This is a genomic window from Paenibacillus sp. B2(2019) (assembly GCF_008370385.1).
Lineage (GTDB): Bacteria > Bacillota > Bacilli > Paenibacillales > Paenibacillaceae > Paenibacillus_AQ.
Window position 1 is genome coordinate 353,423 of record NZ_VTZR01000013.1, and the last position, 24,068, is coordinate 377,490.

The 24,068-nt window shown below is 43.9% G+C and carries 22 protein-coding genes; 7 read left to right on the forward strand and 15 right to left on the reverse strand.

Annotated elements, in window-relative coordinates; genetic code table 11:
• Positions 1-62 precede the first annotated feature (62 nt).
• The 5 genes from PAENI_RS12315 to PAENI_RS12335 all read left to right on the forward strand — a co-directional run bounded on the left by PAENI_RS12315 (position 63) and on the right by PAENI_RS12335 (position 4,133).
• A complete protein-coding gene (locus tag PAENI_RS12315; RefSeq protein ID WP_149645435.1) occupies positions 63-1,739 on the forward strand; it encodes a GAF domain-containing sensor histidine kinase in 1,677 nt (558 codons plus the stop codon).
• 16 nt (positions 1,740-1,755) lie between these two features.
• Positions 1,756-2,448 (forward strand): response regulator, encoded by a 693-nt coding sequence (locus tag PAENI_RS12320; RefSeq protein ID WP_149645436.1) that lies wholly within the window; start codon positions 1,756-1,758, stop codon positions 2,446-2,448.
• Positions 2,449-2,599: 151 nt separating this feature from the next.
• Complete coding sequence (locus PAENI_RS12325; RefSeq protein ID WP_149645437.1) at positions 2,600-3,163, forward strand: NADPH-dependent FMN reductase; 564 nt, start codon at positions 2,600-2,602, stop codon at positions 3,161-3,163.
• Positions 3,160-3,627 (forward strand): VOC family protein, encoded by a 468-nt coding sequence (locus PAENI_RS12330; RefSeq protein ID WP_076297991.1) that lies wholly within the window; start codon positions 3,160-3,162, stop codon positions 3,625-3,627. Before PAENI_RS12325 ends, PAENI_RS12330 begins: the two co-directional genes overlap by 4 nt.
• A gap of 44 nt (positions 3,628-3,671) precedes the next feature.
• Complete coding sequence (locus PAENI_RS12335) at positions 3,672-4,133, forward strand: VOC family protein (RefSeq protein WP_076297992.1); 462 nt, start codon at positions 3,672-3,674, stop codon at positions 4,131-4,133.
• A gap of 104 nt (positions 4,134-4,237) precedes the next feature.
• Here PAENI_RS12335 and PAENI_RS12340 read toward each other — a convergent pair whose 3' ends face one another.
• The 3 genes from PAENI_RS12340 to PAENI_RS12350 all read right to left on the reverse strand — a co-directional run bounded on the left by PAENI_RS12340 (position 4,238) and on the right by PAENI_RS12350 (position 5,323).
• Positions 4,238-4,468 carry a cold-shock protein gene (locus PAENI_RS12340; protein ID WP_042131520.1) on the reverse strand — a complete coding sequence of 77 codons (231 nt, stop codon included), beginning with the start codon at positions 4,466-4,468 and terminating at the stop codon, positions 4,238-4,240.
• A gap of 118 nt (positions 4,469-4,586) precedes the next feature.
• Positions 4,587-4,787, reverse strand: coding sequence for a cold-shock protein (locus tag PAENI_RS12345; RefSeq protein ID WP_019914790.1), 201 nt, complete (start codon positions 4,785-4,787; stop codon positions 4,587-4,589).
• 257 nt (positions 4,788-5,044) lie between these two features.
• Positions 5,045-5,323 (reverse strand): hypothetical protein, encoded by a 279-nt coding sequence (locus tag PAENI_RS12350; RefSeq protein ID WP_042192741.1) that lies wholly within the window; start codon positions 5,321-5,323, stop codon positions 5,045-5,047.
• A 239-nt stretch (positions 5,324-5,562) separates the two neighbouring features.
• On the opposite strand from PAENI_RS12350, the gene gdhA reads away from it, so the two are divergent.
• A complete protein-coding gene (gene gdhA / locus PAENI_RS12355; protein WP_042192743.1) occupies positions 5,563-6,948 on the forward strand; it encodes an NADP-specific glutamate dehydrogenase in 1,386 nt (461 codons plus the stop codon).
• A gap of 86 nt (positions 6,949-7,034) precedes the next feature.
• On the opposite strand, the gene PAENI_RS12360 is transcribed toward gdhA, so the two are convergent.
• Positions 7,035-7,766, reverse strand: coding sequence for an HAD family hydrolase (locus PAENI_RS12360; RefSeq protein WP_262495586.1), 732 nt, complete (start codon positions 7,764-7,766; stop codon positions 7,035-7,037).
• A 15-nt stretch (positions 7,767-7,781) separates the two neighbouring features.
• Positions 7,782-10,349 carry a DUF2339 domain-containing protein gene (locus tag PAENI_RS12365; RefSeq protein WP_149645439.1) on the reverse strand — a complete coding sequence of 856 codons (2,568 nt, stop codon included), beginning with the start codon at positions 10,347-10,349 and terminating at the stop codon, positions 7,782-7,784.
• Between the two features lie 158 nt (positions 10,350-10,507).
• On the opposite strand from PAENI_RS12365, the gene PAENI_RS12370 reads away from it, so the two are divergent.
• A complete protein-coding gene (locus PAENI_RS12370) occupies positions 10,508-11,548 on the forward strand; it encodes a copper amine oxidase N-terminal domain-containing protein (protein ID WP_149645440.1) in 1,041 nt (346 codons plus the stop codon).
• Between the two features lie 76 nt (positions 11,549-11,624).
• Here the strand turns inward: PAENI_RS12370 and PAENI_RS12375 are convergent, their stop codons facing one another.
• The 10 genes from PAENI_RS12375 to PAENI_RS12420 all read right to left on the reverse strand — a co-directional run bounded on the left by PAENI_RS12375 (position 11,625) and on the right by PAENI_RS12420 (position 23,692).
• Positions 11,625-12,332, reverse strand: coding sequence for a DNA alkylation repair protein (locus PAENI_RS12375; protein ID WP_081382694.1), 708 nt, complete (start codon positions 12,330-12,332; stop codon positions 11,625-11,627).
• 18 nt (positions 12,333-12,350) lie between these two features.
• A complete protein-coding gene (locus tag PAENI_RS12380) occupies positions 12,351-13,925 on the reverse strand; it encodes a sensor domain-containing diguanylate cyclase (RefSeq protein ID WP_149645441.1) in 1,575 nt (524 codons plus the stop codon).
• Positions 13,926-14,017: 92 nt separating this feature from the next.
• Positions 14,018-14,539 (reverse strand): YcxB family protein, encoded by a 522-nt coding sequence (locus PAENI_RS12385; RefSeq protein WP_042192757.1) that lies wholly within the window; start codon positions 14,537-14,539, stop codon positions 14,018-14,020.
• A gap of 132 nt (positions 14,540-14,671) precedes the next feature.
• Complete coding sequence (locus tag PAENI_RS12390; RefSeq protein WP_042131530.1) at positions 14,672-14,920, reverse strand: type B 50S ribosomal protein L31; 249 nt, start codon at positions 14,918-14,920, stop codon at positions 14,672-14,674.
• 207 nt (positions 14,921-15,127) lie between these two features.
• Positions 15,128-15,982 carry a diguanylate cyclase domain-containing protein gene (locus tag PAENI_RS12395; RefSeq protein ID WP_149645442.1) on the reverse strand — a complete coding sequence of 285 codons (855 nt, stop codon included), beginning with the start codon at positions 15,980-15,982 and terminating at the stop codon, positions 15,128-15,130.
• A complete protein-coding gene (locus PAENI_RS12400) occupies positions 15,972-18,068 on the reverse strand; it encodes a cellulose biosynthesis cyclic di-GMP-binding regulatory protein BcsB (protein WP_149645443.1) in 2,097 nt (698 codons plus the stop codon). The genes PAENI_RS12395 and PAENI_RS12400 overlap by 11 nt, the downstream gene beginning before the upstream one ends.
• Positions 18,069-18,120: 52 nt before the next feature.
• Entirely contained in the window at positions 18,121-19,371 is a 1,251-nt protein-coding gene (locus PAENI_RS12405; RefSeq protein WP_149645444.1) for a glycosyltransferase family 2 protein, read from the reverse strand.
• 28 nt (positions 19,372-19,399) lie between these two features.
• On the reverse strand, positions 19,400-20,956 hold the full coding sequence (locus PAENI_RS12410) for a hypothetical protein (RefSeq protein ID WP_149645445.1): 1,557 nt from the start codon (positions 20,954-20,956) through the stop codon (positions 19,400-19,402).
• A complete protein-coding gene (gene wsfD, locus PAENI_RS12415) occupies positions 20,953-22,503 on the reverse strand; it encodes a glycan biosynthesis hexose transferase WsfD (RefSeq protein WP_188114541.1) in 1,551 nt (516 codons plus the stop codon). The genes PAENI_RS12410 and wsfD overlap by 4 nt, the downstream gene beginning before the upstream one ends.
• 31 nt (positions 22,504-22,534) lie before the next feature.
• Positions 22,535-23,692, reverse strand: a complete 1,158-nt coding sequence (locus PAENI_RS12420; RefSeq protein WP_262495587.1) for a glycosyl hydrolase family 8 — start codon at positions 23,690-23,692, stop codon at positions 22,535-22,537.
• Positions 23,693-24,068: the final 376 nt, after the last annotated feature.

Consider the following 24,068-nt stretch of genomic DNA (forward strand, 5'->3'; position numbering starts at 1 on the left):
AATGAATGTTGCATTCTACGTTACAATAGATAGAACGTAATTAATCTAAAGGGGAGAACCTCATGCCGGAAGAAACCGGAATCCACGAGTTATTGACGCTCAAGACGATTGCGGAGACCTTAAACAGTTCCAACGAGCTCAAACCGATGCTCGATACAGTTATGGGCAAGCTGTTAGATCTAACAGGAAATACGGCAGGCTGGATCTTCCTGAGTGAAGAGAATATGGAGTATGAATTCGCCGCAGATCAAGGTTTACCGCCAGCACTGCAACGGGACGATAAACAGCCGATGCAGTGTGGAAGCTGCTGGTGCTTAGACCGCCTATGGGACGGACGGCTAGAGCATGCTGTTAACATTCTAAACTGCAAGCGGCTGAGTAATGCCAGGCAATATAACTGGGGCGATACGTTGGGGATCACCCACCACGCCACTATCCCATTGCATTCAGGCGAACGCTACTTAGGGCTTATGAATGTAGCTGCACCAGGCAAAGCACATTACCCCGACAGTGAGCTGGCTCTGCTACAATCCGTGGCCCTGCAAATTGGCAGTGCCATTGAACGCATGCAGTTATATAGCACCGAGCAGCGCCGTGCCAATCTGTACGCCAAATTAGGGGAATTCAGCGCTGCTTTGAATATAACGGCTAGTGAATGCATCTCCCCAAGCATTCTGGTGGAGAAAACCAGCGCCCTGATTGGCCAATATTTCGATTGGCCTTTTGCAGCGATCATTGGACAACATGAGGGCAAATTCGAAGTACATGCAGCCGCTCATGCAGCTAATATAACACCTGAATTAGCTCCTTTTGAGCTCTCGGACTCCTTTAAGAATCGTCTAAGGGATATTGCGAAGGGACAGCGCTTCGCAACATTAACCTCTGACGAAGAACAGGAAATTACCAACTCATGCTGTTCCGAACAGCCTGTCACAGAGCGAGTTGTAATGCTTGCCGTCCCCTTTCGGCAAATTAGTGCACATGGTTCAGCCATTCTACTCATCACCTCGCCTAAAGCACTCGCCTCCGCAACCGCAGATGGAGAAGTACTCGAAGCGATTGCTGAGCACATTTCAGCTACACTGGAAAGTCTACAGCTCGGAGAGAAGCGCCGCGAAATCGCGCGTCTGGACGAGCGGAATCGACTGGCCCGTGACCTCCACGACTCGGTGAACCAGATTCTGTTCTCCCTCTCGATGACGGCCAAAGGTGTGGAAAGCATGCTGCAGCAAGAGCACACCTCCCATCCGGCAGCTGAGGCTGTCCGCGATATTCAAGAGTTGTCTCAATCTGCACTCAAAGAAATGCGTGCTTTAATCATGCAGCTTCGTCCTGCAGGACTGGAAGCCGGGTTATTGACCGCGCTGCAGGCTCATGGTCAGCAACTAGGGCTGTTGATACAGACTCAACGCAGCGGTGTACTCGAACTTCCCCGCAATGTGGAAGAAGGACTACTGCGCATTGGTCAAGAAGCACTTAATAATGTACGTAAGCACTCCGGAGCTTCTAAAGCTAAAGTATCTCTACTTTTGAACGCTACCGAGGTGATACTGAGCATTGCCGATCAGGGTAAGGGCGGTGCCAAACGGCGCTGTAACACAGACACCAATGAATCTCTCGGCCTGCATATTATGAAGGAAAGAGCTGAGGCGCTCTACGGCCATATTCATATTCAAAGTGAGGAGCACCAAGGCACAACGGTTGAGGTAACCATCCCTTTGCCCCTCCAATCCACATGAAGTCGGGTGATCACAAATGACAATAGGTTTATTACTGGTTGACGATCATGCAATGGTTCGTCGAGGGCTACAAGTGTTTCTCTCGACACAACCGGACATCAAGGTTATCGGAGAAGCATCGAACGGCCGCGAGGCACTAGAGAGAACGGCTGAGCTCCAGCCGGATATCATATTAATGGATTTGCACATGCCCGTTATGGACGGCATCGAGACGGCTAAACAGCTGCGGGTCTCCCATCCACAGGTCAAAATCATTGTGTTGACCTCCTTTTCAGATCAGGATCATGTACTCCCTGCTATCCGCGTAGGGATCAAAGGATATTTGCTAAAAGACATAGAACCAGAAGCGCTGGTAGTCGCCATCCGCAAGGTACACAGTGGTCAAGTTGAGCTGCATTCCGCAGCTGCCAGCCAACTGATGGATCTAATGGCAGCTTCTACACCAGAACAACTGAATGTTAGCAACTCAGATCTGAATGGATCCAGTACTACATCGGTTACAATCACCGGATCTGAGCTTCTTACTCCGCGAGAGCAGGAAGTGTTAGACCTCATTGCACTAGGTATGAGCAACAAAGAGATTGCCAGTAAGCTGGTCATCACCGAGAAGACTGTTAAGACACATGTCAGTCATGTACTGGGAAAGCTGAACTTATCGGATCGGACTCAAGCTGCCATTTTTGCATTGAAAAGCGGCTACAACTCATAGCGCCACAGCTCATCTACAACTATAGTCTTAGACGCTCAGCACAATGGCTGAGCGTTTTTATTATGCAGGTTCATTCCATGTGCTGACGTCAACAAATGTCGATTCAGCTATCATTGGTTTATAGCAATCGACCTTATAGGAGTGGATACAGATGAAAGTCATAATCCTGACAGGCAGCAATCGAAAAGAAGCGACCAGCACGAAGTTGGCAGAGCATGCCGCACATTTTATTAATCAGCAAGGCGAACAAGTCACCCTGTTTAATCTCCATAAACGCCCGCTGCCCTTTTATTCACCAGATGAGTCTTACGCGGAGCATGAGCATCTAAGCGCCCTCCATCAAGAGATGCTAACTGCGAACGCAATCATCCTGATTACCCCGGAATACCACGGTTCCATGAGCGGCTTGATGAAAAATGCTCTCGACCATCTAGGCCAGACGCACTTCAACGGCAAAGTGGTATTGTCTGCTAGCTCTGCAGGTGGAGCTGTAGGTGTAAGCTCATTGCTTCAATTGCAGGCGGTTGTACGAAATCTACATGGGATTAATACGCCAGACTGGATCTCCATCGGTGGGATGCAGCGCAAGCGGTTCGAGGTTGAATACGACGGGTACGAGGGCGGTCAAGAAATTGAAGATCGCATTCGCCTAGTCTTAGAATCATTCCTAAATTTAGCCCGCAAAATCAATAGCCCGGCAGGTGCCGCCCTATGATCAAAGGACTGTTTGAAACCCATCTGAACGTGACTAACCTTGAACAATCTGCTCATTTCTATGAACATGTTCTGGGACTACCCTTAGCACATTCGGAGAATACTGAAGGCCGCAAGCGGCGCTTTTACTGGATTGGAGAAGAACGTAATCAGGCCATGCTGGGGATTTGGGAGAAGGCACCTTCCGAGGTTGTGCGTCAGCACTTTGCTTTTCAAGTAACGCTTGAGGATTTGAAGCAGTCAGTATCCTACCTGAAGGCCAAGGGGATTGAAGCCTCCAACTTCCTCGATGATGATAAGGGACAATTGTATGTATTTGGCTGGATGCCAGCCGTATCCGTGTATTTCAGTGATCCAGATGGTCATTCCTTAGAGTTCCTAGCTGTACTGTCTGATTCACCCAGACCTGAGCTAGGAATGGTACCCTGGAAAGAATGGGAACTAATACATGGAAGAACCTGGTAGTTATTGATAAAATTCAGGCTAAGCCTGCACGAGGAGACGAGAATATGATAAAAGGACTATACGAAGCACATTTACCAGTAAGCAATCTTGAGGTATCTATCGAATTTTATGAGAAATTGGGATTAAAAATGGCCTGGCGGGATGAGGAAACTGCATTCTTCTGGATTGAGGAAGGTCGGAGTTGGATCGGCATTTGGGAAGGAAAGGAAGTAGAAACGCCATACCACCCATCTTTACGGCATATTGCCTTCCGCGTAACTTATGAGGATCTAAAGCAATCACTGCAATGGCTGGAATCCATTGGGGTAGACGCTGTTCCGTTCCGTAATCGAACTTCCGTTGAGCCTTTTATTCGAGCTTATCAAGGGAATGCTTCTGTGTACTTCAACGACCCGGACGGCAACAGCCTGGAATTGATGTGCCATGTAGAGGTTCCTGAACATTTGAAGCATCTCTCAGAGAACATCATCTTAACCGAGTGGGAGAAATTGCTCGAACAGAAATAAAATACTCCAACAAAAAAACAGCTGCCCACCATCAAGGGTCCAGCTGTTTGAGTATGTTAGCTGCTTCTATTTAACCATCTCTAGCATGGTTTTAGTAAAGGCTGTTACTTAATCGTGATGCCTTTCTTCATAGCCTTCATATCTGAATTCGTGTTCACAAGCATTGGCAGTATCTTCATACTTCTCGTCATGGGAGAGTTACATTGCCAGCAGGTAGGTACGTACTGAAATGCAAAGTTATCGCGCATCCAACCGGTGCAACCTTCCTTGGTACAAGACCAAATGGCTGTGTCTTCCTGCGGAAGATCCTCCAGTGCTTTTTTACGAAAATACATAAGTACCCCTCCTTGGATCGAATCGAGACGATTTCGCCACCCTATTAGGGGCAGATTCATAAGATGAAAAATAAAAAAGCTGCCCTCAACTTGTGTTAAGGGCAGCCTAATTTTCGAATTACAGTTTTACAACGTTTTCGGCTTGTGGTCCACGAGCGCCTTGAGTTACGTTGAACTCAACGCGTTGGCCTTCGTCCAAAGATTTAAATCCGTCGCCTGTGATTGCGGAGAAGTGTACGAATACGTCGCTTCCACCTTCAACCTCGATAAAACCAAATCCTTTGTCTGCATTAAACCATTTAACTGTACCTGTTTGCATGATATTACCTCCAATATTTTATTTAACACATGTCCTTTTATTCCTACGTAGTGTACGAACAAATAAAAATTCACACATTGGAAAAGGACTCATACGCACAAATGATAACCTTTTACAATATGTGAATTAAGGGTTAAATTTATGATTAACTTCATTGTACCACACTAAATCATTGAATGCAATGTAAATGCCTACTTTTTTCATTCCGGCTCAATATCCTCTATATTAAAGGCTTTAGAGCCGGAAATGTGCACGGGTTAATCGATGTATCCTGCCAACCCTTTATCCATTAAGTAATCCATCTCCGCATCAAGAATCGTCTCCACTGTGATTTCATCCAGCTTCACATCACGCTGGCCAACAACATAATCAACCAGATCATCATTGTCGATGTCTACCTCGCCTTTGGCATTGGCCTTGGCGTTATTGATAAAGGTCTGTTCATGCTTCAATACTAAACGAATTAATTTAGGATCTACTTTGGTTTTGGCAGATAATACGGTTACTAATTCCTGCTCGTTTAATTTGTCACTCATTTTTCAAATTTCATCTCCCTACAATTATTACATCTCCATTGTAGCATATTTCACGCTTTAACGCGTCATTACGCGAAGTATACCGCGGTTTGTTCACACTTTTCTTGCTATCACAGGCTCTGCAACATTCCACTTCAGGTAAGTTATTTAATAAAAACAGTTGTGAGGAACATTGACTTGTGCCAAAATATAAAAAAAGTGTTGGACCAAATTGAATACTAGAAAAGGCGGTTGAATTCATGAGCTCTGTATCTTCCCAGCAATTAGACACAAACAGCAACAAGGCACATCGTTATATCGAAGACGTATACGCACAGGTTGTTGCGCGTAATCCTTTCGAGCCCGAATTCCATCAGGCTGTAAAGGAAATCCTTGAATCTTTGCTTCCAATCCTGGCTGCTGAACCTAAGTATCAGGAAAATGCCATTCTGGAAAGATTGGTTGAGCCAGAACGTTTGATTATGTTCCGTGTTCCTTGGACAGATGATCAAGGCAAGGTCAGAGTTAACCGTGGATATCGTGTACAGTTCAGCAGTGCCATTGGACCTTACAAAGGTGGACTTCGCTTTCACCCTTCCGTTAATGCTAGTATTATCAAATTCCTCGGCTTCGAGCAAATCTTCAAAAACGCTCTTACCGGCCAACACATCGGCGGAGGTAAAGGCGGATCCGACTTTGATCCTAAAGGAAAATCCGAAGGCGAAATCATGCGTTTTGCACAAAGCTTCATGACTGAATTGCAAAATTACATCGGTCCTGACCAAGACGTTCCTGCAGGAGATATCGGTGTAGGTGGTCGTGAGATTGGTTACATGTACGGACAATACAAGCGGATCCGCGGAGGATATCCGGCTGGCGTATTGACTGGTAAAGGTATTGGTTACGGTGGAAGTCAGGCTCGGACAGAGGCTACTGGTTACGGTACAGTTTATTTCGTAAACGAGATGCTGAAAGCAAAAGGCCTTTCCTTTGAAGGAAGTCGCGTTGTTGTTTCCGGTTCTGGTAACGTAGCGATCTATGCGATTGAAAAAGCTGTACAGCTAGGTGCAACAGTCGTAGCTTGTAGTGACTCCGCTGGATATATCTATGACGAAAACGGCATTAACCTCGAAACTGTCCGCCGCCTGAAAGAAGTCGAAAGAAAACGGATTAGTGAATATGTGAATGAACACCCTAACGCAGTGTATACCGAAGATTCCACACAAATTTGGACTATTCCTTGTGATATCGCCCTTCCGAGTGCTACTCAGAATGAGATTGATGAAGCTATGGCTTTGAAACTGATTGAGAATGGTGTTAAAGCAGTAGGCGAAGGCGCCAACATGCCATCCACCCTTGAAGCTATTCACCAGTTCCAACAAGCTGGCGTGCTATTCGCGCCTGCCAAAGCTGCTAATGCTGGCGGCGTAGCTGTATCTGCGCTTGAAATGGCCCAAAACAGCATGCGTATGTCCTGGAGCTTTGAAGAAGTTGATACGAAGCTGCATGAGATCATGGTTTCCATCTATCAACAGTCTGTAGATGCATCCGAGCAGTATGGACAGTCCGGCAACCTCGTTGCAGGAGCGAACATCGCTGGATTCAAGAAAGTAGCCGATGCTATGTTGGCTGAAGGCGTAATCTAATCAAGCATAAACAAACGGCGTTGTGATCATACGAAGTCCCCGTAACCGGTGAGTAAGAAGCCGGGGACGGGGACTTTTTAATTCAACTATGAGTTCCAACCTGGGATTTGCCGCAAACCACCATCCCATATAGAATACGTACTCTTCACAACCATATCGGACGGCGAAGAAGCCGTGTGAATGTAACAGGAATCAATCCCTGCCTTCAGAGCACCCTCAATATCCGTACGAGGATCATTTCCAATCATAATGGCTGAGCTCAAATCCGCTCCATACCTTTCAACTAAATAGCGATAAAATAGCGGATCAGGCTTGCTTACCCCTGCTTCCGAAGAGATCGCAATGCCATCAAATAGATGTATGATTCCGAGCATAGTTAACTCTGCCTCAATAAATGTCTTCTGCCCGTTGGAGAGCAAGAATACTTTTTTGCCACGTTCTCTTAACGTTTGTAGAATTTCAGTCACACCCTCATATAGAGAGATATGGACCATTGATAACGTCCGTAGCCACCTCACGGTTTCATATAACCACGCTTGATCCGGTTCTCCACCTAATTGACGGGCCACAGACCGAAACACTTCCTCCATTACGAAATCCGGATACTCGCAGCTCCGTGCGGCTTCACCAAGTTGAAGATCCCGCTCCCGCAAAAACCGTTCTTGCAGTTCACCACCTGATAGAGAGAGTCCCTGATATCCGAAATGGAGAGCTAACCTTTCCCATACCTGAGATTGCTCCTCATCTGTCTCAATATCAATCAGTGTACCGTACAGATCGAAAATATAAGTCTGATACATCCCCGTCTTCCTTCCCATGATTCACATTGTAAGTTACCCCTTAGTCACATTCTCCGTCGCTGCCTGCCCCTCCTCCATTTTGTTTGACACCTTTTGATAGAGATAGGAGATCCCGAGCAGGCAAATCCCAAAGCTGGCATAAGCGATAATTTTACTTCCGGTATTCAGTAGTCCCAGATCGTATAGCAGCAGCTTACCTGTCGCCAGAAGCGTTAGTCCAAGGCCGAAGCGCCGGATATACACATATCTTTTGCGGAAGCCGTACATGATGAACAGAACTGCTATCAACAGATACACAAGACTAAATATTAATCCCGCATCGCTTAATTGCAGCTGTACCCCTAGAAAAGCGGTGATGATTCCGAGTAGATACACTCCCATGAAGACAGGATAGATTTCCATACTTTTATACTCACGTTTAATCAAGGTGATCAGCAGATCACGTCCACTAAACCACACGAAAATATTGAAGATAATGAGTATACCCAGTGCGATATAATCAGCCCCGATATTACGTGAAAGATCATTTTGCAGGCTTGGCAAGCCTACTGTAATCACCAAACAAATAGCGTAGCCGATCCCAAAGAGAAGTCTCACAAAATACTTAACTATCGTGTCATAAAGCACCTTCACCTTTGGCAAAACATAGGCCAGAACAATAGTTAACAGAGCGGACAGCAGCAAATTATAGAAGGTTCTATGCGAGAAATCCTCCGGTACAGCCAGACGATACAATCTTCTCGATTCATACAAACCATAGATCCAAAAATTCAATAATGCCGCGTATTTAAACCACAGGGCTAAGGTGATTTCGTAAGGCTCACTGCGCTGTAGGACATCCTTTCGATTATGCTGAACGGCGTACCATACGGCAATAATCAGCATGCCTGCAGTAATGAAGACATATTTTAGCGGAAAATAGACGTCTGCGGAATTCAACCATTCATTGGCTATACTGAGCTGCATTGGTACATTTAATCCGAAGAACACCGCAAGGCAAAGCGTTAAAATACCCCAGCCTGCCCTTTCCATCCCTTTAAACCGATTCAGATTACCAAACAAGGTAAGCACAACGCCTTCAACCAACCAGCCAATGGACCACCAAGCCGCTCCGAATTGGAACGGAATCATCAGAATACCAAAGGTCAGCGAAGTAGCGTAGAACAGCAGCATGCTTTCTTTTTCTTGTGGCATCAGTTTTTCAAGCCCTCGTCCAAGCCCTAGATACAGCAGACAGAAGAGCAGCGCCAGCGCACCATTGTAATCCTTGAGCCCTGCATCCAGAAATAGAAGATACAAGGTAAGACAGCTAATAAACGTGTTGCATCCCAGTAGAGAGAAATCCCACCAAGACAACTTGGAGCGATACTTGAACGGGTACCATAACGTAATGCCCAAATACATCGCAAAAGTCAGCACCGCATAAATCATATTCATTCCGTTGCTATCCGATAACGCTATTAATATCAGCATGGAGGGTGTATTAAATAAGTAGCTGATGTAATTGACCACGTTCCAGCGTTTACGGAAGGAGATTAGTAGAATGAATAAATTCAGAAGAAACAAGTAGCCCATTGCCACATAAACTGCGTTGCCTGAAAGCCCGAAAGCCCCAAGATAAGAATATAGTGGCAGGTACCCTCCGATTAAGCCCAAAGCACAAATACTTCTTGATTCATACCTTAAAGACAGGAGCACCGCAGTCAAAGTGACGAGCACGGATAAGGACAGCCCTACATAAATACTGATAATATCCAGTAAAAAATAGCTATAGAAAATAGAGCCGTACAGCACTGAAATCCCGCCGCCAAGTAGCCCTAAAGCGAACGTTCCTTTTCCTTTGCGGTATAACCACTCCCCGCCCCCTAACATCAGTAAACCCAGTAGGAAAAAGGCTCCTCCCTTCATATAACCGGTGAACCAATTGGAATAGGAGTATCTGAATGCTGCTCCCACGGCCAAGATCAGCAACAAGATCCCAAGCTTGTTAATCCAGCCTAGTCCAATTTTCATTTCGATCTGATTTTGTTTTCTTCGACGCTCCAATACTTCTTCACTGATCTCTTCTGAGGCAAAATCATGTAATCCGTTATCCATTCTGGAGTTCAGAGCAATTTCGGATTCCCTCAGTCTTTGTCGCTGCGCCAGTACACACTCATTTAACTCCGCCGACAACGCTCCAAGTCGACTGGATAACTCCACTTTATCCTCACCGAGCTGCCTCGCGGCTGTTTGGTACAGCTGCTGAATATGCCGCTTTGTGTCCATCTCAAAAGCCGTCAGCCGGTCCGTATGGGCAAGGCTTTTAGAGGCAAAATAAGTCTGCAGCTTCTGTCTCGACAGACTAAGAATGCCAAGCTTCTCATCTAAAATTTGTTCCGTTAGCGTAACTTTTAGCTCTGTATTCTCTTCTTGAAGCTTCCCTACCTGAGTCTTTAACTCCACTAAAGCAAGCTTATGTTTCTCATATTGCTTCTTTAAGTGTTCATTCTCGTTGACCAGATCGTGACCTTCATATTCCGCAATCAGAGCTTCATATTCCTTAATAAGCCCGTCCTGCTGGACCTTCATGAATCTAAGTCGATCTTTGAATGACTCCATAGCGCCTCCTAATGTGAGCGATTGTTAATATTTCCATTTTACTACAAACGGAAGGAACTCTTACTCTTTTTTATGCAAAAAACTGCAACATATTTGAGGGATGTCCCGTCTAGATAATAACAACACTAACAAATGAACTTAAAAAGGAGCTCACAACTATGAACAACATTTTAAAAACAAGTACAGTTCTTTTAACTTTGTCCCTAGCACTTTCAACAGGAGCAGCCTATGCCGCACCAACAACAACTTCTGCCAAAAATGATGCTGCTCAAACTACCGTTAGCGCTAACCAAAAAACATTTTCGATTGAAATCAACGGTTCCGCTCTGAAAGAAACAGGCTTCCAAACTACAAATGGCAAAGAGCCTATGGTGCCACTTCGTTCGGTTACTGAAGCACTTGGCTTTGAATTAACTTGGAATGGACAAACTAAATCCGTTGATCTTATCAATGGTGCTGTGTTCACTACAGTGAAAGCCGGAGAAGATCGCTATAGCATTAATAAAATGAATACTACGCTTGGAACTGTACCACAATTGGTTGACTCCATTTTGTACGTTCCAGCTTCCTTTGTAAGTGAAATCATCCACCACAACATGACAGTGAAGGGAGATTCCATCGTGATCACTGCTGCTAATCAGGAAGAGCATATGACCAAGACTGGCGTGATTACAGCTGTCAATAATGAGGGCAAATACCAATCCGTTCAGATCCAGGGTGTAGGCACAGATGGCATCGTACTGAATGTAGGTGAAGATACGACTATCGAAATGGCAGACGGTACTAAGCTTGCTCTAAAAGATCTTCATATCGGTATGACCGTAAAAGCAGAGCATTCCATGATCATGACCATGAGCCTGCCACCGCAAACTCCAACTTACAAGATCACTGTTCTAGATGAGCAGAAACAAAATGATCTTTTGGGTACTGCAGGTACCATTGAAGAAGTTAAAAAAGACGATGAAGGAAACATCAGCATCACCGTTAAAGGCAGTGGCCTGAACGAACAGTCACAACAAGAAGTAGTACTTCGCATTAGCAAAGATACCGCGCTAATTAATACCGATGGCAAAGCTGTAAACAGCAGCGAGCTTGTAAAAGGCGCAAAAGTTATAGGATTCTACAGCCCTATGCTGACTAAGAGCCTGCCACCAATCGGCACAGCTGCTAAAGTCGTAGTAGATTCCGTTCAACAATAAGAGCATATAAGAAAGGCCAGTTCTCGGATTACGGGAACTGGCTTTTTGTTTGATTATTTTCAGCCTGAGAACTCTGCTAACAAATACAAGTCTTCTTCTTCACACCAAGCTTTCCAGCCTGTTCAACCTTAGCAATATAATCTACTGCCAGCGGTACTTTACATGCGGTTTGTCCCATTTGTACCTGGACCTTTCCAATGCTTGCAGCAATCTGCGTTGCCTCATCATGCAGTTCGGTTACGCTGCTGGCGGCGATAATTACAAACATATTCATCGTGTAACGAACTCGATTCCGTTCCTGATGAATGGTAGATTGTATTTGCTGTAGTAGCTTTCTGATCTCAGCGATGTCTAGCAGATCATCCGGCGTAACTGAAATGTAATTCCCATAAGTACTCCAGCCACAGGTTGCCACCATTTCATCCGATGAAGAAATCCATTCTCTTGCAAGTTCTAGTGCGTAAGGGCTCTCTGCAGCGACAGACGCTACTGTATATTCCGCTATTCCAGAGCAATAAGCTGCCACTACCCAGCTTTGAAGCTCTTCCTTCGTGAGCGTCTTGGGGTCAACTGTAAGCCCTGCCAAATACATCGCATCATAATTCCCCGTCTGATACAAAGCGCGAGCTAGACCTTGGTCTTTCTTGATATCCTTTACCAGCTTCTTCATGTCCCCTATCCTTACTCCAAATAAAGGCTCCTTAGCACCATGTCGTATGAAGGTACGCTTCGTCTGCTCTGTACCCATTTCCTCAAGCTTACTCATCACTTCATTAATTGTCAGATTCATTAGAACACCTCTTTATCCCTTCATCACTTCTCTTAAAATGGGCTCACGACCCAGCGTTACTCTATTCTTGCCCGAATTCTTGGAACGATATAACGCTTCATCCGCTTCCCGATATAAATCTTCGAAAGTCACCTCTCTGCGCTCTGTAAAAGAAATTCCGATGCTAGCGGTAAGCTGAATGCTATCGTGTTCGTTCAAAATTATTTTATAATCACTCATCGTAGTGCGAAAATCCTCTGCTTCCATCAAGGCTGCACGTTTATCCTCAGCAAAAAAGCATACAGCAAACTCCTCGCCCCCGACTCTTCCGGCAATGCCTTTGTTTTGGTACACCTGAAGTATTTTATTCGAGAAATCAACTAATGCCTGATCTCCTGCTAAATGACCATAGGTATCATTAATTAACTTAAAATCATCGATATCAAATAACAACAGCGCCAGTCCTAGTCCGTCCGGAATCGTTTGATTTTGCACCCTTTGCATAAAGTGCCTGCGATTATAAAGTCCCGTCAAATCATCTATCGTTGCTTGATAGACCAATTCACGTTCATACCGCTTCTTTTCACTATGGTCACTAAAAACAATTAGCATCCCCTTGTTCTCTGTTGCCTGATGTTCAGTCGCTATCAAGGAAACCCCATAACAAACCTCTCTTATTCCAGTACATACAATCTCAAACTGTCCTTCGGTCCTTTGACTATAATGAGCGCCAATGTCCTTGTGATGCCTCATAAAAAGATCAATATTTTTCCCCATCCAGGTCTCATTCGATATCCCGGTAATCTCAAACAAAATGGAGGTTGCAGCCTCATTTATACCAATAATACTATCATTCCGGTCTGTCAAAACTACGCCGTCTTTCATATGCTCCAGGATTTTAATTTTAGTTAAAGGATAGATCGTAGATTTAGAGTCAATGAATAAACACAAATAAGCCGCTATAATTGCGGGTAGATAAGTGAAGGCCGTAAAGCCTGTAAGCGTGATCTTCAATAACGGAAGCAGAAAAACAGAAACGACCGGAACCAGTAACCCGGCAAATAATAAGAACGCACGTCGCAAAAAAGCTCTCGGTCTATTCATTAAGGAAACAGCTAGCAAGCAGACCGCATATAGACCAAATAGCTGATCATAAGCAATAAAAGCCATGCTAAGAAGCGTAGGCTTTACAGTAATTCCACTAACACCCGCAACAGTGGCCATGCCCACTTCACTACGCATTAGATGATGATAGGTATCCGTAAAAATAAGCAGTACGTCCAAAGCAATTGGAATCGAGAAAATAGCAAGTTTTACAGGTAGGCGTTCCTCAGAAGGAGACACATATTCTTTAACGACAGCATAAGTAAATAACGCACTTAAAAAAAGCGGAGCCTGCTGCATATTCTTCCACCACAGCTTAGCCTGAAAAGAGGATGACATGATCTCTCCCGCCGTCGCAATAAATATGAGGCTGACCAGCAGCATTAAGATCCATAAATAGCGTCTTCCTGCCGACTTTCGATGTCGATAGGAGCTGATGCCCATGTAAAAGCTTAGAACACTGCCCATTAATAAGTAATACGGATATCCTTGAATCCACGGCATGCCATATTTCTCCTATTTTTCAAGTCGCTCCTATCATTATATCCTAATCAATCCTACAAATGAATCAACAAATACCAGCACATCTGTACATCTTACGATTTGAACTTTACTCGATGGGAGAACATATACTTTCTGGCCAAGTCCTTAAATGCATCTTTATCTTGTACCGACTGAAAGTACCGTTTAGGGATAATCAGCGCTCGATTAGAAGACACAAAAAACACGAACAAGTTCATCGTTTCACCTATTTTATGTATCTCTTCCCATTTCACTTGCCCGGAACCTGCCTCAGATACGTACTTTATCCCCTCATCTGATACGGAATAGCTCTGAGGCTGCTGGGCTAAACTGTCTGTTGCGAAGGCTTTTTTAGATTTTTTGGTCAAACTTGATTTGGTCATATACCATAAAACAGCGGCAAGAATCACAGCAGTCACAGCAAGGATTGAAATATTTTTAATACTGTAATCCTTAGTAATTAACAGCAAAATCACAAAATAAGCAACCACACTGAAAGAGCTAAGTATAATACGGCTATTCAAGCTGAACCATAGGTTAAACTCCTGAACGTCCTCACTCTTAAGGACGGTATCTACTTTTATTTCATTTTCCACTACTAATCGCTCCCCTGCCACTATCGAAATTTGTCAATTCCATTTCATTCTAACATGTCTGAACACAAAAAAGGGACATCCCTGAAGCGATCGCTTCTAAATGGGTTGTCCCTTTTTAATCCGTAAGGATTCTTATTTCTTTTGTGCAAGACGTTGTTTGAACTTGTCAACACGGCCGCCTTGTTCTGTATCTCTTTGTTTACCAGTGTAAAATGGGTGGGATGCGGAACTTGCGTCCACGCGGATAACAGGATAAGTGTTACCATCTTCCCATTCCATTGTTTCATTGGATGATTTTGTAGATGCACTCAAGAATTTGAAGCCTACGCTTGCATCCATGAAAATAACCTTGTTGTACTTTGGATGTATGCCTTCTCTCATTCTGATCGTCCTCCTTCTGAACAAATTAGTGGAGCCTTTATGGTAAATTAACCAAATGATCTGTAGGTTTATCTATAAGTATAACCTAATAAACGTAGGAAAATTCGTAAATCTTACGATTTAGACCACCACTCCATCATACGTGAAATCGACATGTAAAGTCAACTACTATCCGATATTCCTTATATTCCCTTACGTTCAACTGACTTATACATCATACTCCAGTTGTTTTTTAGCCTGAACAATAAAATCTAACGGGTTCTCAATAGTGCTGGATTGATATTCTACAGCACCTATTTTGAGACCGAGGCTAACTTTATACTTTTTGACAAATTCAGTGTCATTAAGCTCTTGAAGCTTCAATTTAATCCGCTCGATCACGATTTTTGCTCCATCGTTGTCGGTGAACAGCAGAAGGCCCCATGTTGCGTCATCTTTGTCCAGTAAATACAATGCATCATTGGTACGAATGCTGGCCTGACTGAGCTGAGATACGTCGTGAATGGCCTCAGCCAGCTTATCTTCGGGAATAATACGTCTAATCTCATTCCAGTATTTCACTTTCACTACAAGCAGTGTGAGTGGAATCTGATATCGAGTAGAAATGCCTGTAAATAAAGCGGCATCCTTCTGAAAAGAAATACTATTACGCAAATCTGTGTTCTCGTCGATGATGGCCATATTGGCAGTCTTATTCTCCAAACGCTGATTCTCAGCCTGCAGCTCACGATTGCTTAGTGTAAATATCCACAGTACCACTGTTAACAATGGGGTCATAATTAGCCAGAAGTAAGTATTCAGTCCAATTGTCTCTCCCAAAGATATCGTCTGATACATCGTGTAGAAGCCGTAAGCAAATATAAACATCAGGTTCAAGACCAACCCTGCAGTCACCGTTGTAAAATACGTAACAATCGCCAGAATAAAAGCCACATTTAAAATGATAATATTCTGGATATAATCATCGGGTGCCCCTGAAATGAAGACAATACAAATAAAAAGAAGCACCAGGAACGATAAGAGAGCGATATCCGAAACTAAACCGCTGCGATTACGTCTCACGCTTATCACCACGTTTCTTCATATGTTTACGAAGCAGCAGGATCAGCGATAGAATCACCAGTGTCAGCACCAGCACAATTACGATAATGAAACTCAGCACGTCCGTTCGTTCCGCTATTTTTTTAACCACGGAATCCTCTGCTGCTCCAGTAATGATCTTGAAACGGTGCGCATTGACATTACCGTCCTTATCAACGATTACCCCATCGCCAAACACCTTCCATTTGTCCCGCTCTGTTGCGATCAACTTCGACGCCAAATAGTACTCTTCAGGGTGGGCTCCCGTAACAGCAAGCAATCCCCGTCCCGCCTCAAATGGTGATTCAATCAGCTGCAGTGTTCCAATTTGAGATCCGTAATGATCTTCAATACTCATCTTCTCATTGGAGCGAATCGCTGTTCCGTTCCCGTTATATTGAAAATAGAGCTTATCATTATGATCACGGATGATCTTATTATTCTTATACGTGCCTATGGCGATGACATTATTATTCTTTAAATGATCAGCGCTAATGTTATCCGTGTAGAACTGAATGTTGCCTATATTTCCGCTAGCGTATTTTCCCAGTAGATTAAACACATTAGCTAAACTCAAATATGAGTAATCATCCATTTCTTGCGGCAAAACAACTGCTACTTGATTGTAAAGCCCGTCACGTATAAACGGATACGGATAGTTATTAAACAAAAGATCCGTACGATCCTTAGTATTAAGACGCATTACAGAATCTTTGCTGATATACGCCCACGGCATTTGTTCCTTATCTAAAGTACATTCGGCTCCCTTCAGCTCCAAATCAAAGGCTACAGTTACCGTGAAATTACCTGAGATATTCAGGCTTTGGGGAACTGGAAGATCCAGCTTATCGCCATTCGCCAGCTCTTTGGTCAGCTTCTTGCTGCCAATGGGTGTGTTGTTGATGCTGACAGTCACTAATGAACGGTCGAAATCTAAATTCTGTGCATAACGGAAATCCAATCTGATTCTGCCTGAATCTGCAATCGAGCGGTTAGAGGGCAGTGCAACAAAGTATGTCTGCTCCTGATGACGTGCCCCAGTGAGTTTATCACCCGTTTCAGTAAGCGTAATATTGGAGCTAATCGAAAGTGGGGGTGCAGATACTTCTGTAGCATCATCGACCACCTTTAAATCACTGCTGATTTGACCCAATAACTCTTCATTCGCAACAAAACGGCCTGCTTTAATCAGTAAGTTCTCATCCTTCGAGGTTACGACAAGTGTCGGCTGAGTATCCTTATTCACTAACTGCAGCAGTGCATGTGTACTTAAATCTTCAGAGGTGCTTAGCTGAGCCTTTAGCCCACTTGGTACTCGGTCATACATAGCTACCAGTACAACCGCAGCTTTATTCTTCACCGCATCTGACCGGTAGGGAAGCATTGGAATCGTTCTATTGTCCAATGTATTCCCCTTCACAAGCCCGGAGAGCGCATAAGTAGCCGACTCCAATTCTGCCCCTGTGCTTTTATCCGGTACGGTCAGCACACTATGATTCTTCGTTAAGGTATCAACGCCAGAGAAGCGCTCGCTAAAGTCACTAATCCCTCCAGTCAAGGGCTTCGGCGTATACATCACGCTAATACTGGATGTATTAAACAGATGCAGCCAATTATCAAAATCATAATCGACAGAACAAGATTGTTCATCTGTATAGTTCGACTGCAAATAGCCCTGAATTCCAAGCGTATTGGTTCCTTTTTTTAGAAACCCTTTAGGTGCCTGAAGGACCAGCTGTTGTTCGCCATTATCTTTTAGAGAGGGTCTAAATGTATAGAATGGGCTGCCGTTTAACGTTAAGGTAACGCTAGAAATCTGCTCCTTGGTAATTTGCGAAATTTGAAAGTGCAGGTTAATTCTGATCTCATCCACATTCCAATAATCCATGACCTCAAAATATTGCTGCTGGGCACTCGAACCCTTTAACGCAGTATCTGTTCCTGTGAAAGACGTTGTGTAGGTTAATCTAGTATCCTGAGGCGGAGCCTCGGCGGCTGCAACATTCAATTGAATTAGAAAAAGAGAGAGGCAGGTTAACAGTATAACCATTTGTTTCTTCATCATCATGTTCTGTTTCTCCTGTGATCACATATTTCTCATATTACTTCTTTGTTCAGTATTAATAGCGTTCAGTCTTATACCACTTTGCTTCTCTTTTGAAGATGAGATCTTTGGCATAAAGATATAATCCGTAAGCCGCGACAACCATCCACAGCTGACAATAAGAGACGTACATCAACATTACGATCCCTAAATTGGACAAGCTCATCTCGCCCTTCTCTGTCGTCAACGTTATGAAAGTACCTACAACGAACAGTATGATGGCAAGCAGCCAGAGAAAATTGCTAAGCCCAGCAATAGTAGTATGTACATAGCCCAAAGCATGCAGGATGAGCAGCACATCCGAGGTAATTAACGAAATCAGCAATAAGAAGTAAATCGCTAAAAAATAAAGAATATCGAATCGGACTTTTGCGGCGGATTTATCGAACAGCAGGGGGATATTTTTGACAATGACATAAATGTTGCCCTTAGCCCAGCGCGTTCGCTGCTTGAACCAGACTTTTAAGGTCTGTGGCTCTTGCTCCCATGTGACCGATTTCGGCTGGAACTTGATCCGATAACCCATCATATATATTCTGAAGCTGATTTCTGTATCTTCGGCTATCGCTTTAACATCCCAGCCACCGATACTTTCTACGATAGACCTGCGCATAATAAAATTAGTGCCGGGAATGGTGCATAACTTGAACAGCTTCCAGCGTCCCGCTTGCGCCATCCATTGAAAGGACAACGTCTCAATATTAATAAACCGGGTAAGTAGGCTTGCGTTACGGTTACGGGTTCTAAACTTACCGATTACTGCGCCTAGGCTGGAATCATTCATGATCTCAGCGACCAGATATCGTAAAGCTGTTTTTTCAGGAGTGTTGTCTGCATCATAAATCGCAATTAACTGCCCTTTGCAATGGGTGAAGCCTATATTCAGCGCATTCGATTTCCCTTTGCCACCAGTAATCGCATCCGTATTAATAACGATCAGCTGCCGCCCCGGATTTCGGTTTTGGATATCAGCCAGCAGTTCAGCACTATTGTCAGAGGAATTATCATTAATCACAATAATCTCATATCGATCTTCCGGATAATCAAGCGCTAGCAGAGACTCCACCGTCTTACAGATTACTACCCCCTCATTGTGAGCAGGAACCATAATTGAAACCAAAGGATATTCGCCCTCTATCTCTGGTATGTCCTCATTTTCAGATTTAATGTAATATAAATAGCCTGCGATAATGAGGGTCACATTCACCAGCAATAGAGACCAGATACAGATCACTGCAATTACCATCAGTATGTCTGAAATCGTCATAGGATCCTCCAAATCACGATTAGTTGTCTCATTTCAAATACTTTTTCCTATACAATCGGTATCCGATGATCATTAATCCGCCAAATAGCAACAGAGAAATCATTATCGCAACTATAAAGAACTGATTCTGTATATTAAAAAGCGTCGTAAAGCTCTTCTTCTGCTCTTCTGTATACCGATAATCGCTATTCACTGTTTCTGGCGTATAATTCAGACTCAGGGGTTGTCCATTAATAGAAATCACTCCTTCTGATGAAGTGATCGTATTGACGTCTGTAACAACCTCATGCCTTTCTTGTTTATAATCCGCAAAAGAAACCCAGTATTGTTCCAGCATCTTCAGCATTTCCTCAAGTTCTTCCTTATCCTTAGGCATATCCACAGTGATTACCGTATCCATCGGCAGTTCTGGCATCACAGTATTGGATGTTTGCAGATCCTGCAAAAAATCAATCGGCACACTATACAAAGAGGATGGAAAGGACTTGGAGGTGTCGCTCTGCTCCATATAATCAACATTTTCATCCGGATACAGTGTCACAGAATTGAAAAACCCCATCCCCGCCTCCGAGTATTCCTTGTCATACGCCCAGTGCATTTGTGCTCCGATTCCAAGCGGCCCAATCTTGTTGTGCACCAGCAGATTAATGAACGCGTTCATCTTCACCTGAAGTGAATGATCCATATTACTAGTACTCGTTGAATGCATCGCAATAGGGGCATTGACTAGAATGCTGCCATTATTCGATTGCACTCTTTTGATGGCTACCAAATAACGCTGCATTGCCGGATAATCGGTATTGCTGAACACTGGCCGCACACTTGCGAGAAAAGGAATCCCCACTTGATACAGCCGCTCCGCAGTCTCTGTCAGCAGTCCCAGATCAGAGAAGGGATAGATCTCTTTGATCGCAAGATACACTTTAGGCGTTGCCTTGATATGAAGCCAATCCTTCAGAACATACCCCATTGCTAGTGCACTGACATTCCCTTGTTCAAAATACGGAACATAAGCAGCATCCTCTTTACTCACAGCATAAGGTGCTTGCAGGCTATCATCCTGGAAGATCAGCTTTCCAAGGGACTGGGTTCCCTGACTTCCGGCTATATAGAGCATATCCTGTACCTGAAGTGAAATTCCCGAGAACTGTCCGATCTGGAGATCTGGATTCGCGTCATACATAACATCTGTGGTTAACTGTAGTTTCTTTTTCAGCGAGGCTGGAGGACTGTACCCGATGTGCAAATACTGTCCCTGATAATGCTCCCAATCCTCTACATAAAATTTATTAGTAATCAAAATATCCGCTGCATTACGGACCATAATCACTTTAGAGTAATGATTCAGCATCCCTTGTTCATATTGATCCAGACTTCTAAGTGTGACCTTCATGGAATAGGCCGCCAGCAGTCGCTGGAGTTCAGTCACGTTGCCTTCCTTCGTCGTCCCCTTAGCGATACTGTCGTAGAGTAGTAGGACCTGCTGTGGCGAAGCAGCAGATTGGACAGGTGTGACCGGAATCAGAAGGGCTGTTAGGGTCAACGTCAGTAGCAATATACCGTTTAAAACTCCTCTGATGCTCACACACTCACATCCTTTTGAGGCTTTGTATACGGGCTAGAAGGGGTGCTCTTGCTAACCCGCTTAACCCGATTGCTGTTTTTAGAAACTCTACGCCCAATCACACTGGATAGGGTCAGAAAAGTGACTAAATCAAAGGATAATGTAAATAAGAACTCATGCTTGGAAATATCGGCATCGCCTGCCCCGATAATCGATACAAAAATACCTGAAAGCCCAATGCCAATCGAAGCGACAATCAATACCATTCGCTGCATACCTCTGAAATCACGGGACTTGATCGCTTTTACAAAGGAAGGCATATAGAGACCGATGACAAGCACCATCCAGAGGAAGATGAACCCGAATGTTCGCGGGGCCAGCGTTTGTTTCAGTTGGCTGTATCCGGTGAAAAAGTGACTCTGTGCTCGAAACTCCTTACCAACGGAATGCTCAAAATTCCCCATAGCCGCAGGCTTAATCGAGAATGCACTTTGAGCAGCTACATTAAGAATCGAATTAAGCTGGTCAGGGTTCGTTAAATAATATTTAAGGATGGATACAAATCCATAACGACTGTAGAAATTCTCCTCGAGAAGTGGTGAATTCACGTCTATGGTCACGTACTTCTCATAGTGAATGCTGTTCTTCAGAATGGCGAATTGCTCGTCCATCCCTAACGCTTTTAAAGCGGCTTCTGGATCAGGTGATTCCTTCAGCACCCCTCGGGTCATGGCATGGAACTGGTTAATGTTTACGAACTCATTTGAGATATTCAAATACGTGAACACACCTGCGAACAGCATCAGAGCAAGAGACGCCATTGTCAGAATCCGAAATATCTTGTCTCTACGAATCCAAAGCAGTGAACATGCCAGAACAGCAATGATCATACCCACTGGCGCATTCTGCTGCTTAGAAGTAGTCAGGATCAGCGTGCTAATTACGAATAAGGCCAGCATCGCGTAGTCATTGAATCTTTTTCGATATAACATCAGCCATGAAGCGAACATGAAGATCATCGTGATCATCACAACGCTTTCGCCGTAAAAGGAGTTAAAATAAGCCGTATAACCGGTATCTCCGAATATAAAAATAGCAATACCTGCAATGATGAATCCCTGTTTTCGGGACATCTTCCATGTAATAGCCTCTATTAATAAGTAAATTGCGATTACATATAGAATCGTATAAATCGCCGCTTGAAAGCGGATGTCGAATACCTCACTACTGAAGAACAACTTGTTAAGTCCTATAGCCAGCTTGATAAATAAGGACTGAGAGGAAAATAACATTGCACCATTCTCATTAAAATATTGAAAGATCCCATATTGCTTCACAAAATAACCAAAGTACTGACTATCATAATCCGGCAGATTGAAATAGAGTCCATTACTATAAATGCTACGGAAAAAGTCACCGTTATCCGCCACTCCGACATACGGAGCTGTGAACAGCGCGATGATGGTAATAAGCATCACTCCAAATGCAGCAAGAAATGCAGGAGAAACCGATAAATTAGCAAGTGCTATCCCCTGCCTTAGAGGCGTTTTCACCGTGTTGTCCATCATGCAGGTTCACCTTCAATACAATAAGTTTAAGTTAATAGACATAGGCCAGTAATGCCATCAGGTTGTCAAAAGAATAAGCTTGGCCGCTAGCGACATCACCGAATCCTCCGTACAGTGGGCTATCCACATCTGTTACTCTGAACTCGTTCATTCTTTCAATGCTTTTATGGTGGAGAGATTCATCGCCGATTTCTGCGCCGATCATAGCCGTAATGGCATAAATGGCTGTGGAGCGGATATCGTTCAGCGGCTTACCTTCTCTCGAATATTGCCCATACAACGTTCCAGCTTCAACCTGTTGCTTGATAAAATCAATGCTGGTGGCTTTCTGCTGGCCCACCTCAGCTAAGGTTAGAATGGATAAAAGCGACTCTACTGTATTGATGTTTTCCGAACTATATTTTCCGGTCTCATAATTAAACCGTGTCTCATAAAAGGGGAATTCATCCGATAAATATCCGTTTTCCAATATTCCGTTCAAATCATTCGTCAGTTTCTTACTAAATTGGCTAGGAATCGACATTTTTCGCAAAGTGCCCAAATTAATATAACACAAAGTGACGAATGTGTTTGTTGAAGAATATTCCATATCGTAGAAATCATAAAGTTTTCCGTCTTTTACATTATAATCATAAAATCTTTCGCCATATTTATCCGCTTCAGCTGTATAACGTTTATCGCCGAACTTCTCCCCTGCCTCATAAAGAGCTTGAATCATACGCAAATCATCAACGGCAGCATTCAAGGGGTATAGCTTCTGCTGTTTAGGACTGTAACGGTAGCTGAAACCGCTGTTGATATCAAAGGTTTGCTTAGCTAGTTGCCATTGCTCTGCAAATCTCTCTTGTTGGCCGCTACGCACAGCTGCCAGCATCCGGAGAGATGCCGATTCACTCAGAACTTCGTGTCCACTCGCCGCTTCCGCCGACTGATCTGTTTCAATAAAATTAGTATATATACCGTACTCACCTGTGAGTTTCGAGGTAATAAACTGCTCTAAGTTAGTTACTTCCTGCGTCTGGGCTACCGTAGAATCATGATTTGAATCTTCGCGAACGGGTAACTTCGTAGGAGTAGTGACGGATGTAGTCGGTGTTGATGTCGCTGTTGGAGCTGGCGTATTTTCACAAGCGGTTAGACCTGTGATACCTACTAGAATCGACAGTGCAGCAGCGATTATTTTCCTCAAATGATCACTTCCTTTAGCATTGCGTTATGCTACCTAGTATTATCTATAACGGTAATATACAACATATACTTAAACTCAAATGTAACATCTTGTATCTTTTTGTCGAAAAAAAAGAGCTCTCCTTACGCCTCTTTCTCGCTTCCATCCTCAATACGAATCGCTTCATGAGAGAACGTCGCTTCCTGCACATCACCGAAACCCTAGTGGCTTTTATCCTCCCCATTATAGTTCTTAGGACATAATATACCATAATAAGGAAGGGATCTGAACAAAATCTGAACAGAAAACAATTTTAACAGTGAAATAAGTCACGTTTTATCAAAAAAGGCGGATTCCCGCGAAGCCTCAGCTTCCGAAAATCCGCCTAATCCAGCTA